The following is a 16,568-nucleotide window of genomic DNA, read 5'->3' on the forward strand; positions in this document are numbered from 1 at the left end:
CCCCCCCCCCCCCCCCCCCCCCCCCCCCCCCCCCCCCCCCCCCCCCCCCCCCCCCCCCCCCCCCCCCCCCCCCCCCCCCCCCCCCCCCCCCCCCCCCCCCCGGGACCCGCGGGCCTCTACCCTGTGCCCGGACGCGCCCCGGACGGGGCCGCCGGACGGGAGGGCGGGCTCATGCGCACCGGGCACCGCGCCGGCTCCTGGGTGCCGGTCGCCCTGGTGGCCGCGCTCGCGCTCGCCGGGTGCAGCAGCACCGTCGACGGCGAGGCGTTCTACGCCGGCCTCGAGGTCGCCAAGCCCACCGTGCCGCCCGCCGAGGGCACCCTCGACCCCGCCGAGGCGCCGGTGGTGGGCACCTGCTCGACGATCGCCGACGGGCAGCAGAGCGCCCCGCTCGACCCGCCGCCGCCGGTCGAGTGCTCCGGTGACCACAACGCCGAGACCGCGGTGGTGGGCGACAGCGGCCTCGCCGACGACGCGCCGCACCCCGCCCAGGCCGACCTCGACGACCCCGACAGCCGGATCAGCCGGGCGCTGGCCGACCTGTGCGACCTCGACGTCGTCCGCGAGTACCTCGGCGGCGACTCCCTCGACGACCCCTACGCCTGGTACGCCGCCTACCTGCCCACGGCGGAGCAGTGGGCTGCGGGCGCCCGGTGGATCCGCTGCGACGTCTTCTACGGCTACCTGGTGCCCGAGCCCGCGCCCGGGATCCTCGCCGGCGCGCTGGCCGGGTCCGACCCGGCGCGGCACCGCACCTGCTTCGTCGGGTCGCCCGCCGACTACGGCGTCGCGCCCTGCTCGGAGCCGCACGAGGCCGAGCCGGTGGGCACCGAGGTGGCCGCCCTGCCCGAGGGTGGGCCCTATCCCGACGAGCCGACCCGCCGGTCGGTGGTCGGCTCGTGCGTGAACGTCGCCGAGGACTACGGCGGCGGCGAGGTGCCCAACGGCTACGTCGTCGACGTGTGGGTGGACACCGCCGAGGAGTGGCCGGACTACTCCTACGGGCGGTGCGTGCTCGTGCCCGCCGGAGGTGGCCGGACGACCACGACGGTCCGCGGCTGACCCGCCCGCGCGCCCTCCCGGCGGTCCGGGGAGCCCGTCCGCGGCGGGGCCTAGTCTCGGTCGCATGAGCGTCAGGCGGGTGATGGGGACCGAGGTCGAGTACGGCATCTCGGTCCCCGGGCAGCCCACGGCCAACCCGACCACCCTCTCCAGCCAGGTGGTGAACGCCTGGGCGGTGGCCGACGCGCCGACCCGCCGCCGTCCACGGTGGGACTTCGAGGAGGAGTCCCCGCTGCGCGACGCCCGCGGCTTCGACCTCTCCCCGGCGCAGGCGCTCGACCACAACGACCTCGACGAGGACTCGGGGATGGCCAACGTCATCCTCACCAACGGCGCCCGGCTCTACGTGGACCACGCCCACCCGGAGTACTCGACGCCGGAGGTCACCAACCCGCGCGACATCGTGCTGTGGGACAAGGCCGGCGAGCGGGTGATGGCCGAGGCCGCCCGGCGGGCCGCCCGCATCCCCGGTACCCAGCCGATCCAGCTGTACAAGAACAACACCGACGGCAAGGGCGCCAGCTACGGCGCGCACGAGAACTACCTGATGGACCGGCGGACGCCGTTCATCGAGATCATCCGCGGCCTCGTCCCGTTCTTCGTCACCCGGCAGGTGTTCGCCGGCGCCGGCCGCGTCGGCATCGGCACCGAGGGCCGCACGCAGGGCTTCCAGATCTCCCAGCGCGCCGACTTCTTCGAGGTCGAGGTGGGCCTGGAGACCACGCTCAAGCGGCCGATCATCAACACCCGCGACGAGCCGCACGCCAACCCCGACGAGTACCGCCGGCTGCACGTGATCATCGGCGACGCCAACCTCGCCGAGCTGTCCACCTACCTGAAGGTCGGGACGACGGCGCTCGTGCTCGACATGATCGAGGCGCGGGCCCTCACCGAGGACCTGTCGATCGAGGAGCCGGTGGCGGCGCTGCAGGCGGTCAGCCACGACCCCTCGCTCACCCACCTGGTGCGGCTGCGCGACGGCCGCCGCATGACCGCCGTCGACGTGCAGCGCGCCTACCTCGACCAGGCGGTGGCCTTCGTCGAGCGCTCCGGCGGCGCCGACGAGCAGACCGCCGACGTGCTGCGCCGCTGGGCGGAGGTGCTCGACGACCTCGCCGTCGACCCGATGCGCCTGGCCGACCGCCTCGACTGGCCGGCCAAGCTGCGCCTGCTGGAGGGCTACCGGTCCCGCGACGGGCTGGGCTGGGGCGACTCGCGGCTGCACCTGGTCGACCTGCAGTACTCCGACGTGCGCCCGGACAAGGGGCTGTACCACCGGCTGGTGGCCCGCGGGTCGATGCAGCGGCTGCTCACCGACGACGAGGTGACGCGGGCGATGGTGACGCCGCCGAGCGACACCCGGGCGTTCTTCCGCGGCGAGTGCCTGCGGCGCTTCCCGGCGCAGGTGGCGGCCGCGTCCTGGGACTCGGTGGTGTTCGACCTGGGCCGGGAGAACCTGGTGCGGATCCCCACGATGGAGCCGCTCAAGGGCACCCGCGACCACGTCGGGCTGCTGTTCGAGTCGACGTCGAGCGCGCAGGAGCTGGTCGACACGATCACCGGGGGCTGAGTGCCCGCGCCGGTGGAGGCCGCCCGGGAGCTGGCGGCCGGCGTGCTGGCGCCCGCGGCCGCCGGGGTCGACGCCACCGGCGTGCTGCCGCGCACGCACCTCGACGCGCTGGCCGCGGCCGGGCTGTACGGCGTGGTCGGGCCGGCGTCCGCCGGGGGGCTGGACGGCGACGGCGCGACGCTGGCGGCGGTGGTGGAGGAGCTGGCCGCCGGCGACCTCGCGACGGCGTTCGTGTACCTGCAGCACCACGGCGTCGTCGGGCGGCTGGCCGCGTCCGGGGCGCATCCGGGGCTGCTGGCGGACCTGTGCGCCGGGCGGGTGCGGGCGGGCATCGCGCTGCAGGCCGCGACCCGGCCGGACGCCGAGCCGGTGACGCTGCGGCGGGACGGTGGGGAGCTGGTGCTCGACGGCACCGTGCCGTGGGTGACCGGGTGGGGCCTGGTCGACGTGCTGGTGGTGGCCGCTCGCGACGGCGAGGACGTCGCGTTCGTGCTCGCCGACGCGGTGGAGGGCGCGACACTGGAGGCGGTGCCGCAGCCGCTGGTGGCCGTGCAGGCGAGCGCCACGGTGGAGCTGCGCCTGCGCGGGCACCGCGTGCCGGCCGGCCGGCTGCTGGGCACGACGCCGCTGGCGCAGGTCCGGGCGGGCGACGCGGCCGGGCTGCGGGTCAACGGCTCGCTGGCGCTGGGCCTGGTCCGGCGGTGCGCGGCGCTGGTGGGGCCCTCGCCGCTGGACGCCGCGCTGGTGGCGGCGCGGGCGCGGCTGGACGCGGCCGGGCCGGAGGACCTGCCCGCCGCGCGGGCAGAGGCGGCGGCGCTGGCCCACCGGGCGGCCGGCGCGCTGGTGGTGACCTCCGGGAGCGCCGCGGCCCGGGCCGGCAGCGTGGCCGAGCGGACGGCGCGCGAGGCGGTGTTCCTGCTCGTCTTCGGCTCGCGGCCGGCCATCCGCGCGCACCTGCTGGACCGGTTGAGCGCGCCCGGGTGAGGCCCGCGTTCCGCCGCCCGCATGTCGGTACCTGCGGGTAGTTTCGGCAGCAGCACGCACTCGGCGCGCACCAGGGGAGGGCACATGGCCACCAGGGACACCGGCGGGCAGCAGCGCGCCACGCGCTCGCGCGAGGAGACCGACGAGGTCGAGGCCTCGGCCGACACCGAGGTCGCCGAGCGCCACAAGGAGATGTCCGAGGACGTCGACGCCATCCTCGACGAGATCGACGACGTCCTCGAGGAAAATGCAGAAGAATTTGTTCGCTCATATGTACAAAAAGGGGGCGAGTGACCATTCCGTCGAGCCATTAGAATGGCCGACAAAAATGGCTCGCAGAAATTCTGTCCGGACTGCGGTGAGTACCGCCCGGTAGAGGACTTCACCCGGGACAGGCGCCGACGCGATGGTCTCGCGTTCTACTGCCGGGATCACGCCCGGCGCCGTCTGCGCGCCTCGAAGGAACGTCGTCAGGGGCCGCCCAGGCGTCGTTTCGCTCTCGACCGTCACGTCCCGGACGGGCACAAGTGGTGTCCCGACTGCGACACGGTCAAGCCCGTCAACGAGTTTCCCCGGACGGCAGCCACCAAGAGCGGGCGTTACACCTATTGCCGGCCCTGCCACAACGCGCGCGGGCGGGCGTCGCTGGACAAGGTCGGCGGGTCCCGGACCTACCACCTCAAGCGGCGCTACGGGATCACGGCCGAGGAGGCCGACGCGATGCTGGCGGCGCAGGGTGGTGTGTGCGCCGTCTGCCTGTCTGCACCCGCGGCGCACGTCGACCACGACCACGAGACCGGCCGCGTGCGTCAGCTGCTGTGCTTCAACTGCAACGGGGGCCTCGGGCAGTTCCGGGACGACCCGGTGGTGCTCCGGGCCGCGGCCCGGTACGTCGAGCGCCATCGCGACGGGCAGGACGGGCGGCTCCCCGACCGGGCTGCCCGTGGGCGGGCACCGCGGCGACGGTCCCCGGACACAGCGGCGCCTGCGGTCCGGCGCAGGAGCGCCGGCTGCCCCGTCCACGAGAGGCGCGAGATCGTGCGTGCCCGGGCGGCGGCGCTGTTCGGTTGGTCAGGAGCGCCCGGCCGCTGAGCCCGCCACCGCGCCGGCTCCCCGGCAGCCGGTCAGGCCAGCAGGATGCCCGCCGCCACCGCGGCGGCCGAGCCCGCGTGCGTGAGGCCCGCCAGCACCCGCTCGACGCGGTCGCGGGGGAGTGGCCCCGTCGCGTCGGCGCCGGGCAGGGCGGGGAGGTCCCAGGCCGCGCAGACCGGCGCCGGCAGCACGAGTGCCCGCTGCTCCTGGCGCAGCGCCAGCAGCCGGCGCACCTCCGCCAGGTCGGGCATCGCCTGCAGCTGCGCCCACGGCACCACCGCGCACCCGCCGTCGTCGGCCAGCCCCAGGGCCACGACGCGGCGCGACTCGGCGTCCCAGGACACGGCCGCGGCGTGCACCCGGGTGAGGTCCACGCCGTGCCGCCCGAGCGGCGTCCGCCCGGTCAGCACCGTCCCCTCCAGCACGGGCCGGGTCACCACCTCGCGCCGCACCCGGCTCCAGAGCCGCAGCGCGACCACGAGCAGCACCGCGGAGACGGTCGCGGCGACCGCCACGCCGTCGGTGTCCAGGGTCGCCCGGCCCCAGGCCGCGGCCAGCCCGCACACCGCCACCAGCAGCAGCCCCGCGCCCGCGGTGGCCAGCCGCCGCCGGCCGGCGGGCACGCGCGGCACCCCGCCCGGGTGGAGTCGGTCGGTCACGGGGTCCCCCTCCGGTCGGTCGCGGCCGGCGCACGCTAGCCACGACCGGCCCCGCCCACCAGGCCTCCCGGCGCCCCGGGTGGGGGACCGGCCCCGCCGGTAGGGTCGACGGCGAGCTGCCGCGGGTCGCCCGCGGCACGTCGATGAGCACCCCTGAGGGGCGCGGAGAGGGTGGACGGGTTGACCCAGTCGCACACCGGCCGGAGCGGCTTCCCGCCCGCCTACCTGGACCGCGTGGGCTCCTCGTTCACCGACTTCCTCGCCACGGCGGCGCCCGACCTGCTGCCCAGCAGGCGCCAGGTGCCGTCGGTGAACGCCGGCGACCTCACCCCGCACGGCACCACGATCGTCGCCGTCACCTACGCCGGCGGCGTCCTCATGGGCGGCGACCGCCGCGCCACCATGGGCAACCTGATCTCCAGCCGCGACATCGAGAAGGTGTACCCGGCCGACACCTGGTCGGTCATCGGCATCGCGGGCGCGGCCGGCATCGCCATCGAGATGGTCAAGCTCTACCAGGTCGAGCTCGAGCACTACGAGAAGATCGAGGGCCTCACCCTCAGCCTCGACGGCAAGGCCAACCGCCTCGCGCAGATGATCCGCGGCAACCTCGGCGCCGCCCTGCAGGGCCTCGCCGTCGTCCCGCTGTTCGCGGGCTTCGACCTCGACGCCGCCGCCGGCACCACCCCGGGCCGGATCTTCAGCTACGACGTCACCGGCGGGAACTACGAGGAGCGCGGCTACGCCGCCGTCGGCTCGGGCTCGCTGTTCGCCAAGAACTCGCTGAAGAAGACCTGGCGGTCGGGCCTCGACGGCGACGCCGCCACCCGCACCGTCGTCGAGGCGCTCTACGACGCCGCCGACGACGACTCCGCCACCGGCGGCCCCGACCCGGTGCGGCGGCTGTACCCGATCGTCTACCGCGTGGACGCGGAGGGCGCGGTGCGCCTGACCGACGCCGAGGTGGCCGGGATCGCCGACACCATCGTCGGCGAGCGCGCCGCCGCCGACCGCGAGAACGTCGACCGGGGGTTCTGACGCCGTGACCATGCCCTACTACGCCTCGGCCGAGCAGGTCATGCGCGACCGCTCGGAGTACGCCCGCAAGGGCATCTCCCGCGGCCGCAGCGTCGCCGTCCTCACCTACGCCGACGGCGTCCTGTTCATCGCCGAGAACCCCAGCTCCACGCTGCACAAGGTCGGCGAGATCTACGACCGCATCGGCTTCGCCGCCGTCGGCCGGTACAGCGAGTTCGAGAGCCTGCGGGTGGCCGGAGTGCGCCTGGCCGACGTCCGCGGCTACTCCTACAACCGCCGCGACGTCACCGGCCGGGTCATCGCCAACGCCTACGCGCAGACCCTCGGCGCGATCTTCACCGAGCAGATGAAGCCCTACGAGGTCGAGCTGTGCGTGGCCGAGGTGGGCGACAGCAGCGAGTCCGACCAGCTCTACCGGCTGACCTTCGACGGCTCGGTCGTCGACGAGCCGGACTTCGTCGTCATGGGCGGGCAGGCCGAGGCGGTCACCGCCCGGCTGCGGGAGGACTTCCGCGCCGGCCTGCCGCTGTCCGAGGCGCTCATGGTCGGCGTGCGGGCCCTGTCGGCGTCCAGCCCGGCCATGCCGGGCAACGGGAGCGGCGACGGGCTGCTGCCGGCCGCGCAGCTGGAGGTCGCCGTGCTCGACCGGCGGCGCCCCAAGCGGGCCTTCCGCCGGGTGGTCGGCGCGGCGCTGGGCAGCCTGCTCGGCGACGGCGGCGGGCCCGCCCCGGAGGCCGCCACCCACGCGCACGCGCCGAGCGCCCCGCAGCCGGGCACCCCGGCGGGCCTGGGCGACCCGGCCGCGCCGGACACCGCCGGCGGCGCCGTCGACGGGCCCGCGGACGCCGGCGAGAGCTGACGCCGGCGAGAGCTGACGGCACGAGGCGACGGCACGAGCTGGCCGCGCGCGGTGCCGGGCGCCTAGCCCGGCACCGCCCGGCCGGCGTCCCGCCGCCAGGAGCTGAACGAGCGCACCGACGTGGTGCCGGGCCGCACGAGCCAGGGCCACGGGTGCCGCTCGACGACGTCGAGCCGCGCGGCCCGCTGGCGCCAGCCGGGGACCGGCGTCCACGTCGCGGCCAGCCGGAAGTCGGCCAGCTCAGCGGGCACCACGCCGCGGCGCACCTCCAGCGGCCGGGTGGCCGCGAGCTCCCCGAGCGTCTCGGCGAGGAACACCAGCCGCTTGCCCGACAGCCGCAGCCGGGCCAGCAGCGGCTCGTCGAAGACGAACACCGCCGGGCGGTCCGGATCGGCGGCCAGCGCCGGGTCGGCCGAGCCGAGGGACTCCGCGGTCAGCCACACGAGCTCGCCCCCACCCGCTCCCTCGGGCTCCGCCGGGCCGGCCGGCACCGGGCCCCGACCCAGGTCGGGGCCGCCCACCCGCGGGCCGGACGACGCCTCCGGCCACTGCTGCACCGGGCAGGCGCGGCGCAGGGCGCAGCCGGCGCACAGCTCCGGCGCCCGCTTCTCCACCTGCCAGCGGCTGAACCCGTACGGCTTGCCGCTGCCGGTGCCCACCGTCCACTGCCAGCCGAGCCCGTTGGCCGCCCGCGACCCGTCGAGCAGGTGCCGGTAGGTCTCGGCCTCGCCGTCGCGCCAGTCGGCCCCCGCGCGCACCGCCCACTGCGAGGCCAGCCACATGCGGGTCTGGTTCACCAGCCACCCGTCGCGGTGCAGCTCCGTCACGACGGTGTCCATGCAGTTCATCCGCCGCGGCCACGGCTCGCCGTCCCAGGGCTCCGCGCGGGGCTGGTCGAACCGCAGCGGCCGCCGGATCCCGCGGCCCACCCGGGCGTAGAGGTGCCGCGCGTACTCCTGCCAGAGCAGCTCGTCGCGGTAGCGGCCCCGGTCGCGGGACGGGGCGCCCGCGACGGCGTCCCACAGGCGCGGCAGCGGGAGCAGGCCGTGTCGCACGTAGGGCGAGACCCGGGTGGCGCCGCGCCGGTCGACCGGCAGCACGGTGCTGCGGTCGCGCGCGTAGCCGGTGACGTCCAGCCCGGCGAGCGCCGCGTCGGCCGCGGACTGGCCACCGCGGGCCACCCCGGGCGCGACGCCGTCCGGGCCCTCCAGCGTCAGGTCGCCCAGGTGGGCGGCCACCCAGGAGGCGGCGTCGGCCGGTGTGGCGCCGTCGGCGGGGGAGGGCAGCGGGGGCAGGAGGGGCACCTCCCCACTGTGCGGGCGGGGGACGACAGCACGCGCGTCGGCGCGGGCCGCCGGGAACCGGCCGGAGTCGCATCCGGCGCCTAGGCTCGGTCCGTGGACCGACGGATCTTCGGGATCGAGACCGAGTACGGCGTCACGTGCACCTTCCGCGGGCAGCGCCGGCTGTCCCCGGACGAGGTCGCCCGCTACCTGTTCCGCCGGGTGGTGTCCTGGGGGCGCAGCTCCAACGTGTTCCTGCGCAACGGGTCGCGGCTCTACCTCGACGTCGGCAGCCACCCGGAGTACGCCACCGCCGAGTGCGACGACCTGACCGAGCTGGTCGTGCACGACAAGGCCGGGGAGCGGATCCTCGAGGGCCTGCTGGTCGACGCCGAGCAGCGGCTGGCCGAGGAGGGCGTCACCGGCGACATCTACCTGTTCAAGAACAACACCGACTCGGCGGGCAACAGCTACGGCTGCCACGAGAACTACCTGGTGGGCCGGCACGGGGAGTTCTCCCGGCTGGCCGACGTGCTGATCCCGTTCCTGGTCAGCCGCCAGCTGGTGGTCGGCGCCGGGAAGGTGCTGCAGACCCCGCGCGGGGCGATCTACTGCGTCAGCCAGCGCGCCGAGCACATCTGGGAGGGCGTCTCCAGCGCCACCACCCGCTCCCGGCCGATCATCAACACCCGCGACGAGCCGCACGCCGACGCCGAGCGCTACCGGCGGCTGCACGTGATCGTCGGCGACTCGAACATGAACGAGACGACGACGCTGCTCAAGGTCACCATCACCGACCTGGTGCTGCGGATGATCGAGGCCGGCGTGCCGATCCGGGACATGGCGCTGGAGAACCCGATCCGCGCGATCCGGGAGATCAGCCACGACATCACCGGCCGCCGCAAGGTGCGCCTGGCCAGCGGCCGGGAGATGAGCGCGCTGGAGATCCAGGCCGAGTACCACTCCCGCGCCGCGGAGTTCGTCGACCGGGAGGGCTTCGGCCCGGTGCACCGGCAGATGCTCGAGCTGTGGGGGCGGGTGCTCAAGGCCGTCGACACCGAGGACCTCTCGCTGATCGACCGCGAGATCGACTGGGCCACCAAGCTCAACCTGCTGGAGCGCTACCGGGCCAAGCACGACCTGACGATGTCCAGCCCGCGGATCGCCCAGATGGACCTCGCCTACCACGACATCTCCCGCAAGCGGGGCCTGTACTACCTGCTGGAGCGCCGCGGGCAGGTGCAGCGGGTGGCCCACGAGCCGCGGGTGTTCGAGGCCAAGAACGTGCCGCCGCAGACCACCCGCGCCAAGCTGCGCGGGGAGTTCATCCGCAAGGCCCAGGAGAAGCGGCGCGACTTCACCGTGGACTGGGTGCACCTCAAGCTCAACGACCAGGCGCAGCGCACCGTGCTGTGCAAGGACCCGTTCAAGAGCGTCGACGAGCGCGTCGAGAAGCTCATCGCCTCCATGTGACCCGCCTCGATGTGACCCGCCTCGATGTGACCCCGGCGGGGACGGCGCTGGTCACCGGCGTCAGCCGGCGGGCCGGCATCGGGTACGCGGTCGCCCGCCGGCTGCTCGACCGCGGCGACCGGGTGGTCGTGCACTCCTGGTCGCCGCACGACGCCGGGCAGCCGTGGGGTGCCGACGACGTCGACGCCGTCGTGGCGGCCCTGGGGTCCCCGCCGCACCTGCCCGCCGACCTCGGGGACCCGGATGCACCGGCCGCCCTGGTGGCCGCGGCCCGGGCGGCGGCGGGCCCGCTGACGACGCTGGTGGTCAACCACGCCCGCAGCGCCCTCGGCCGCCTTGAGGAGGTCACCGCCGACGAGCTCGACCGCTCCTTCGCCGTCAACGCCCGGGCGGCGGTGCTGCTCACCCAGGCCTTCGCCGCCCAGTACGAGCCCGCGGCCGGCCCCGGCTCGGTCGTGCTGTTCACCTCCGGCCAGCACCGCGGCCCCATGCCCGGCGAGATCCCCTACGCGCTGAGCAAGGGCGCCGTCCAGCAGGTCACCGCCACCCTCGCCGACGCCGTCGCCGGCCGGGGGATCACCGTCAACTGCGTGAACCCCGGCCCCACCGACACCGGATGGGCCGGCCCGGCCGTCGACGAGCAGGTGGCCGCCGCGATGCCCCGCGGCCGGTGGAACACCCCGGAGGAGGCGGCCGCCGTCGTCGCCTGGCTGACCGGGCCCGACGCCCGGTCGGTCACCGGCGCCACCATCGACGCCGAGGGCGGCTTCCGCCGCTGATCCCGGCCCGGGGTGGTCAGTCGGGGAGGGGCACCCGCAGGGCGGCGTAGCGGCCGGCGGCCGCGGCGGCCAGGAAGTAGGCCCGCTCCTCGGGCCAGCCGCGGCCCATCGTCGACAGCGTCACCGGCGAGAGCTGCAGCGCCTCGTCGAGGCCGTCGACGTCGACCCACACCACCCGGTTGCGCTCGGGCTGCCCGGCCAGGTCCTCCTCGACCTGCTGCCCGAGCTCCGAGCCCAGCCCGCGCGGCGCCACCAGGGTCACCCCGGCCAGCGCCACCCGGCCGAAGGCGGTCAGCGAGTGGTGGGAGACCCCGCGGTGGCGGGGGCGCGGGTCGGCGTCGGAGATCCGCAGCGCCCCGATCGGCTCGCCGCCCAGCACGCTGACGGCGTTGCACGCCTCCCCGGCGGCCACCCCGGAGAAGCCCCACGGGGTGCCGGTGCCGAGGTTGCCGGGGCCCTGGGTGACGACGGCGACGTCGGCGCCGAGCACGTGCTTCGCCGCGAGCAGCCCGGTGTGCAGCGTGACCGCCTCCAGGTCCCCGCCGAACGCCTGCCCCACGGTGACCACGCCGGTCAGCGACGGCGCCAGGGTGTGCAGCGTCCGCGAGAAGCCGGCCACCAGCGCGCCGCCGTCGGTCATGACGTAGGCGACCTTGAGGTCGGGGTCGGTGGCGAACACCCCGATCAGCGCCGCCGGAAGGGCCGAGTGCAGGTCGGCGACGACGACCGGCATGCCGCCGAGGTCCTCGGCCTCGGCGATCGCGGCGTGGTGCTCGGTGTCCTGCTCGTCGACGCCCTGCACGCTCACCTGCAGCGGCGTGTACCGCGCCTTGACCAGGTGCCCCGGGCCGGTGGGGTCCGGCGGCAGCCGGTCGGGGACGGCGACGACGAGCGCGTAACCGCCGGTGCCCAGCCGCTGCGCCCACGCGGTGGTGTTGAGCAGGACGTCGTCGCCGACCTCGGGCACGCCGACCAGCGACGGGTGGGCCAGCGAGCGCACCTCGCCGTCGCCGGGCACGTCGACGGTGAGCTCCAGGGCGTCCCGCCAGCTGCGCCCCGTCGCGGTCACCCGCCCGCGTCGCCAGCGGATGCGTTGCTGCGTCGTCCGTTGCTCCCCCACAGGGCGAGGCTAGCCAGGGACCCGGGGGTCCGCGGCCCGGACGGGGTGCCGCGGGCCCGGGCTGGCTAGCCTGTGCGGCGTGTCGGCGAAGCGGGCGGAACGACTGGTCAACCTGGTCATCGCGCTGCTGGGCACCCGCCAGTACGTGACGGCGGCCCGCATCCGCGCCACCGTGCCCGGCTACGAGCCCGACGACGGCACCGCCCGCGCCGACGAGGCGTTCAAGCGGATGTTCGAGCGCGACAAGGCCGAGCTGCGCGAGATGGGCGTGCCGCTGGAGACCGGCCGCACCAGCGTCTTCGACACCGAGGACGGCTACCGCATCGCCCGCGCCGACTACGAGCTGCCCGAGATCACGCTCACCGGCGAGGAGGCCGCCGCGGTGGGCCTGGCGCTGCGGCTGTGGGAGTCCGCGCAGCTGGCCGGGGCCGCGCAGAGCGCGCTGGTGAAGCTGCGCGCTGCGGGCGTCGACGTCGACCCCGGCCGCACGCTGCCGGTGCAGCCGCGGCTGGACTCCGACGAGCCGGCGTTCGAGCCCTGCTACGCGGCGGCCCGCGACCGGCGGGTGCTCATCTTCGGCTACCGCCGCCCCGACGAGGACACCCCCGCCCGGCGCCGGGTGCAGCCGTGGGGCGTCGTCGCCTGGCACGGCCGCTGGTACCTCGTCGGCCTCGACCTCGACCGGCAGGCCCCGCGGGTGTTCCGGCTGTCCCGGGTGGTCGGCACCCCGAAGGCCACCGGCCCGGAGAACGCGTTCGAGCCGCCGCCGGACGTCGACCTCGCGGGGATCGTCGCCCGCCAGTCCGGCGGTGGGGGAGAGGAGCACCTCGTCGTGGTGCGCGCCCGCCCGGGCACCGCCGTCGGCCTGCGCCGCTGGGCCACCCCGCTCGGCGCCGGCCCCGACGGGGACGACCGGCTGCAGCTGCGCACCACCGACACCGGCCGGCTGGCCGACCAGCTCGCCGCGCTCGGCCCCGACGTGCTCGTGGAATCGCCGCAGTCCGTGCGCGACGCCGTCGTCGAGCGGCTGCGCCGGCTGGCCGCGATGGGAGCCCGCTCGTGACCACGCCCGCCACCAACGAGCGGATGACGCGGCTGCTGTCGCTCGTCCCGTACCTCACCGCCCGCCCCGACGGCGTGCCGCTGCCGGAGGTGGCGCGCGACTTCGGCGTCCCCGAGCGGCAGCTGCGCCGCGACCTCGAGCTGCTGTGGATGTGCGGCCTGCCCGGCTACGGGCCCGGCGACCTCATCGACCTGTCCTTCGAGGGCGACCGGGTGCGGGTCACCTTCACCGCCGGCATGGTCCGCCCGCTGCGGCTGACCACCGACGAGGCGGTCGCGCTGGTCGTCGCGCTGCGCACCCTGCTGGACCTGCCGGGCCTCGCCGAGCAGGAGGCGGTCAGCCGCGCGCTGGCCAAGGTGTCGGCGGCCGCCGGGCACGCGGCCGAGCGGGTCACCCCGGTGGCGGTCAGCGTCGACGCCCGCGAGCAGGCCCTCGCCGTCGTCCGGCAGGCCCTCGAGGACCGGCGGGCGCTGCACCTGCACTACTACGTCCCCACCCGCGACGAGCGGACCGAGCGCACCGTCGACCCGATGCGGCTGCTGCTCGTCGACGGCCGCTGGTACCTGGAGGCGTGGTCGCGGGAGGTGGCCGGCGTCCGGCTGTTCCGCCTGGACCGCATCGACGACGTCGAGGTGCTCGACGAGGCCGCCGCCCCGCCGCCGCAGGCCGCGCCGCGCGACCTCGACCAGGGCCTCTACCAGCCGGCGCCCGGCTCGCCGGTGGTCCGGCTGCGGTTGGCCCGCACCGCCCGCTGGGTGGCCGAGTACTACCCGGTCGAGGACGTCCGCGAGGTCGACGAGCCCTCCGGCGGGCTGCTGGTGACCCTGCGCACCGGCGACCCGGCCTGGGCGCGCCGGCTGGTCGCCTCCCTCGGCGGGGCGGCGACCGTCGACGAGCCGGCCGAGCTCGCCGACGCAGTGGCCGCCGACGCCCGCGCGGCACTGGCCCGCTACGGCGCCTGAACCGGCGCCTGAGCCGCGGCGCCCGGGTCCCGGCGCATAGGGTCTGCCCGTGCTGTGGGTCGTGTGGATCGCCGTCGTCGTGCTGTCCCTGGTCGTGCTCGGCGCCGTCGTGTCCGGCCTGCTGGGCGCCCGGCAGCGGCTGGTCCGCGAGCTCGAGGCCGCCGAGCGCGACGTGCGGCCCTTCCTCGAGCAGGCGCAGGCCACCGCCGCGCGGGCCGCCGCGCTCGCGGAGGAACGCCGCTCCAACGACGGGTGAACGCCGCCGGTACGTCCGCTGCGGGCCCGGGGGACGAACACCCCCCGGCGTAGCATCGGCCCCGCCCCCGCGACCTGGAGGACGCATGAACCTCGGCCCGCTCGAGATCGGCCTGATCATCCTGGCCGTCCTGCTGCTGTTCGGCTACAAGAAGCTGCCCGACGCCTCGCGCTCGCTCGGCCGCTCGCTGCGCATCTTCAAGGGCGAGATGAAGGGCATGAAGGACGACGACCGCGGCCCCGGAGCGGCCCCCGCCGCCGGCCCGGCCGCGCTCGACGCCGCCGACCGCGACCGCCGGGCCCAGCTGGAGGCCGAGGCGGCCGCCGCCGAGGCCCGCGCCGCCGAGCTGCGGGCGCGCGCCGCCCGGCCCGGCGTCGCCGACCCCCGCTGAGCACCTCCCGGAGCAGCGACGTGGCCGGACCCGTCGCACGCAGGGGACGCCGCCGCCGGCCGCCGCGGGACGCCGAGGCGACGATGACCCTCGTCGCCCACCTCACCGAGCTGCGCAACCGCGTCGCCAAGGCGCTGCTGGCGCTGCTGGTGGCCTCCGCCGTCGCGTTCTGGTGGTACGAGCACGGCCTCGGGGACTTCATCCGCGCACCGTACTGCGGCCTGCCCGGTGAGCTGCGCTACGGCGGCAGCGTCGACGGCGGCTGCGGTCTGCTCATCACCGACGTCTTCGGCGGGGTGTTCATCCGCCTGAAGGTGAGCCTGCTGGCCGGCGCCGTGCTGTCGGCGCCGGTGTGGCTGTACCAGCTGTGGGCGTTCATCACCCCGGGGCTCCGACGCAACGAGAAGCGCTACGGCATCACGTTCGTGCTGGTGTCCACGACGCTGTTCGCCCTCGGCGCGGTGCTCGCCTACGTCTCCCTGTCGGCGGGCCTGGAGCTGCTGCTGTCCCTCGCCGGCGACGGCGTGGTGATCGCGCTGACCGCGCAGGACTACATCGGCTTCGTGCTCTCGCTGCTGGTGGCCTTCGGCGTCAGCTTCGAGGTGCCGCTGGTGGCGGTGGCGCTCAACGCCGTCGGGGTGCTGTCCTACGACGTGCTGCGGCGCAGCCGGCGGTGGATCTTCTTCCTCACCATCGTCTTCGCCGCGTTCGTCACGCCGACGCAGGACCCGTTCACCATGCTGCTCATGGCCGGGCCCATGATCGTGCTGTTCGAGCTGGCCATCCAGATCGCCCGGGTGGTCGACAAGCGACGGGCCAGGCGCGACGCCGCCGAGCACTTCCACGCGCTCTCCGACGACGAGGCGTCGCCGCTGGACGCCGGTCCCTCGGCGCTCGACACCACCCCCTCCCGGCTCGACGGCGACCGCGCGCCCACCCGCGGCTGAGCCCGGGGTGGACGTCGCCGTCCTGGTCAGCGCCGCCGCCGGCCGCGGGCGGGCCCGCACCGCCGCGGCCGCCGTCCTCGACGCGCTGCGCGCCGGCGGGCTGACCCCGCAGGTGCTCGCCACTCCGACCCGGGCGGACGCCGAGCGGGCCGCGGCGCGCGCCGTCGCCGCCGGCACCGGGGCGGTGGTGGCCGTCGGCGGGGACGGCGCCGCGCACGCCGGCCTGCAGGCCGTCGCGGGCACCGGAACCCCGCTGGCCGTCGTCCCGGCGGGCACCGGCAACGACCTGGCCCTCGCCCTCGGCGTGCCGCCCGAGCCGGTCGCCGCCGCCACCGCGGCCGCCGCCGACCTGCGGGAGGGGGCGCTGCGCCCGGTCGACGCCGGCCGCACCGCCGGGCGCTGGTGGGCCACCGTGCTGTGCTGCGGCTTCGACTCCGCCGTCACCGACCGGGCCAACCGGCTGCGCTGGCCCCGGGGGCCGCGCCGCTACGACGTCGCCATCCTCGCCGAGCTCGCCCGGCTGCGGCCCCGCGAGGTGGTGCTCACCCTCGACGGCGAGGCGCGGACGCTGCCGGTCACGCTGGTCGCCGTCGGCAACACGCCCTGGTACGGCGGGGGCATGCGGGTCTGCCCGGCCGCCGACCCCGCCGACGGCCTGCTCGACGTCACCGTCGTCGGGCCGGTGAGCCGCCGCGAGCTGGTGCGCACCCGGCCCCGGCTGACCGAGGGCACCCACGTGGCGCACCCGGCCGTCACGGTGCACCGCGCCGCCCGGGTGGAGCTCGCCGGCGCCGGGCTGACCACCTACGCCGACGGCGAGCCCGTGGCCGCGCTGCCGGTGGTCGCCGAGGCGGTGCCGGGCGCGCTGCGCGTGGTGGGCTCGGCCCGCACCTGAGCACGATCAGGCCGCCTGGTCGTGGGGGGGGGGGGGGGGGGGGGGGGGGGGGGGGGGGGGGGGGGGGGGGGGGGGGGGGGGGGGGGGGGGCGGGGGGGGGGGCGGGCGGCCCGGTAACAGCTCGACAGACCGGAC

General features: G+C 76.3%; 18 protein-coding genes. 15 read left to right on the forward strand and 3 right to left on the reverse strand.

Going from position 1 to position 16,568, the window contains the following annotated elements:
- The first annotated feature begins 171 nt into the window (after window positions 1–171).
- The 5 genes from ACI78R_RS22810 to ACI78R_RS22830 all read left to right on the forward strand — a co-directional run bounded on the left by ACI78R_RS22810 (window position 172) and on the right by ACI78R_RS22830 (window position 4,708).
- Window positions 172–1,062: a septum formation family protein gene (locus tag ACI78R_RS22810; protein WP_457042393.1), complete on the forward strand. Its 891-nt coding sequence runs from the start codon at window positions 172–174 to the stop codon at window positions 1,060–1,062.
- 64 nt (window positions 1,063–1,126) lie between these two features.
- Complete coding sequence (dop, locus tag ACI78R_RS22815) at window positions 1,127–2,632, forward strand: depupylase/deamidase Dop (protein ID WP_454556153.1); 1,506 nt, start codon at window positions 1,127–1,129, stop codon at window positions 2,630–2,632.
- The gene (locus ACI78R_RS22820) at window positions 2,633–3,616 is read left to right on the forward strand and encodes an acyl-CoA dehydrogenase family protein (protein ID WP_457042394.1); all 984 of its coding nucleotides are present in this window, start codon (window positions 2,633–2,635) and stop codon (window positions 3,614–3,616) included.
- An 84-nt stretch (window positions 3,617–3,700) separates the two neighbouring features.
- Window positions 3,701–3,910 carry a ubiquitin-like protein Pup gene (locus tag ACI78R_RS22825; RefSeq protein WP_073419843.1) on the forward strand — a complete coding sequence of 70 codons (210 nt, stop codon included), beginning with the start codon at window positions 3,701–3,703 and terminating at the stop codon, window positions 3,908–3,910.
- 21 nt (window positions 3,911–3,931) lie between these two features.
- Window positions 3,932–4,708: an endonuclease VII domain-containing protein gene (locus ACI78R_RS22830; protein WP_457042395.1), complete on the forward strand. Its 777-nt coding sequence runs from the start codon at window positions 3,932–3,934 to the stop codon at window positions 4,706–4,708.
- 32 nt (window positions 4,709–4,740) lie between these two features.
- On the opposite strand, the gene ACI78R_RS22835 is transcribed toward ACI78R_RS22830, so the two are convergent.
- Window positions 4,741–5,367, reverse strand: a complete 627-nt coding sequence (locus ACI78R_RS22835; RefSeq protein WP_457042396.1) for a hypothetical protein — start codon at window positions 5,365–5,367, stop codon at window positions 4,741–4,743.
- Between the two features lie 180 nt (window positions 5,368–5,547).
- On the opposite strand from ACI78R_RS22835, the gene prcB reads away from it, so the two are divergent.
- Together prcB and prcA are read left to right on the forward strand one after the other, a co-directional pair.
- On the forward strand, window positions 5,548–6,405 hold the full coding sequence (prcB, locus tag ACI78R_RS22840) for a proteasome subunit beta (protein ID WP_073420666.1): 858 nt from the start codon (window positions 5,548–5,550) through the stop codon (window positions 6,403–6,405).
- A gap of 10 nt (window positions 6,406–6,415) precedes the next feature.
- The gene (gene prcA, locus ACI78R_RS22845; protein ID WP_245794597.1) at window positions 6,416–7,264 is read left to right on the forward strand and encodes a proteasome subunit alpha; all 849 of its coding nucleotides are present in this window, start codon (window positions 6,416–6,418) and stop codon (window positions 7,262–7,264) included.
- Window positions 7,265–7,326: 62 nt separating this feature from the next.
- Here the strand turns inward: prcA and ACI78R_RS22850 are convergent, their stop codons facing one another.
- On the reverse strand, window positions 7,327–8,568 hold the full coding sequence (locus ACI78R_RS22850; RefSeq protein WP_457042397.1) for an FAD-binding domain-containing protein: 1,242 nt from the start codon (window positions 8,566–8,568) through the stop codon (window positions 7,327–7,329).
- A 93-nt stretch (window positions 8,569–8,661) separates the two neighbouring features.
- On the opposite strand from ACI78R_RS22850, the gene pafA reads away from it, so the two are divergent.
- Together pafA and ACI78R_RS22860 are read left to right on the forward strand one after the other, a co-directional pair.
- Window positions 8,662–10,020 carry a Pup--protein ligase gene (gene pafA / locus ACI78R_RS22855; RefSeq protein WP_073419838.1) on the forward strand — a complete coding sequence of 453 codons (1,359 nt, stop codon included), beginning with the start codon at window positions 8,662–8,664 and terminating at the stop codon, window positions 10,018–10,020.
- Window positions 10,017–10,799: an SDR family oxidoreductase gene (locus ACI78R_RS22860; RefSeq protein WP_457042398.1), complete on the forward strand. Its 783-nt coding sequence runs from the start codon at window positions 10,017–10,019 to the stop codon at window positions 10,797–10,799. Before pafA ends, ACI78R_RS22860 begins: the two co-directional genes overlap by 4 nt.
- A 16-nt stretch (window positions 10,800–10,815) precedes the next feature.
- Here ACI78R_RS22860 and ACI78R_RS22865 read toward each other — a convergent pair whose 3' ends face one another.
- Entirely contained in the window at window positions 10,816–11,868 is a 1,053-nt protein-coding gene (locus ACI78R_RS22865) for a DUF3866 family protein (protein ID WP_457042399.1), read from the reverse strand.
- A gap of 130 nt (window positions 11,869–11,998) precedes the next feature.
- On the opposite strand from ACI78R_RS22865, the gene ACI78R_RS22870 reads away from it, so the two are divergent.
- The 6 genes from ACI78R_RS22870 (at window position 11,999) to ACI78R_RS22895 (ending at window position 16,433) form a co-directional block, all read left to right on the forward strand.
- Window positions 11,999–12,982 carry a helix-turn-helix transcriptional regulator gene (locus tag ACI78R_RS22870; protein WP_457042400.1) on the forward strand — a complete coding sequence of 328 codons (984 nt, stop codon included), beginning with the start codon at window positions 11,999–12,001 and terminating at the stop codon, window positions 12,980–12,982.
- Complete coding sequence (locus ACI78R_RS22875; protein ID WP_175562824.1) at window positions 12,979–13,944, forward strand: helix-turn-helix transcriptional regulator; 966 nt, start codon at window positions 12,979–12,981, stop codon at window positions 13,942–13,944. The genes ACI78R_RS22870 and ACI78R_RS22875 overlap by 4 nt, the downstream gene beginning before the upstream one ends.
- Before the next feature lie 49 nt (window positions 13,945–13,993).
- Window positions 13,994–14,200: a hypothetical protein gene (locus ACI78R_RS22880; RefSeq protein ID WP_073419834.1), complete on the forward strand. Its 207-nt coding sequence runs from the start codon at window positions 13,994–13,996 to the stop codon at window positions 14,198–14,200.
- A gap of 85 nt (window positions 14,201–14,285) precedes the next feature.
- Complete coding sequence (gene tatA / locus ACI78R_RS22885) at window positions 14,286–14,591, forward strand: Sec-independent protein translocase subunit TatA (RefSeq protein WP_073419833.1); 306 nt, start codon at window positions 14,286–14,288, stop codon at window positions 14,589–14,591.
- A gap of 20 nt (window positions 14,592–14,611) precedes the next feature.
- The gene (gene tatC, locus ACI78R_RS22890) at window positions 14,612–15,538 is read left to right on the forward strand and encodes a twin-arginine translocase subunit TatC (RefSeq protein ID WP_073419832.1); all 927 of its coding nucleotides are present in this window, start codon (window positions 14,612–14,614) and stop codon (window positions 15,536–15,538) included.
- Between the two features lie 7 nt (window positions 15,539–15,545).
- Complete coding sequence (locus ACI78R_RS22895) at window positions 15,546–16,433, forward strand: diacylglycerol kinase family protein (RefSeq protein WP_457042401.1); 888 nt, start codon at window positions 15,546–15,548, stop codon at window positions 16,431–16,433.
- Window positions 16,434–16,568: the final 135 nt, after the last annotated feature.

The organism is Geodermatophilus sp. SYSU D01106 (assembly GCF_054049995.1).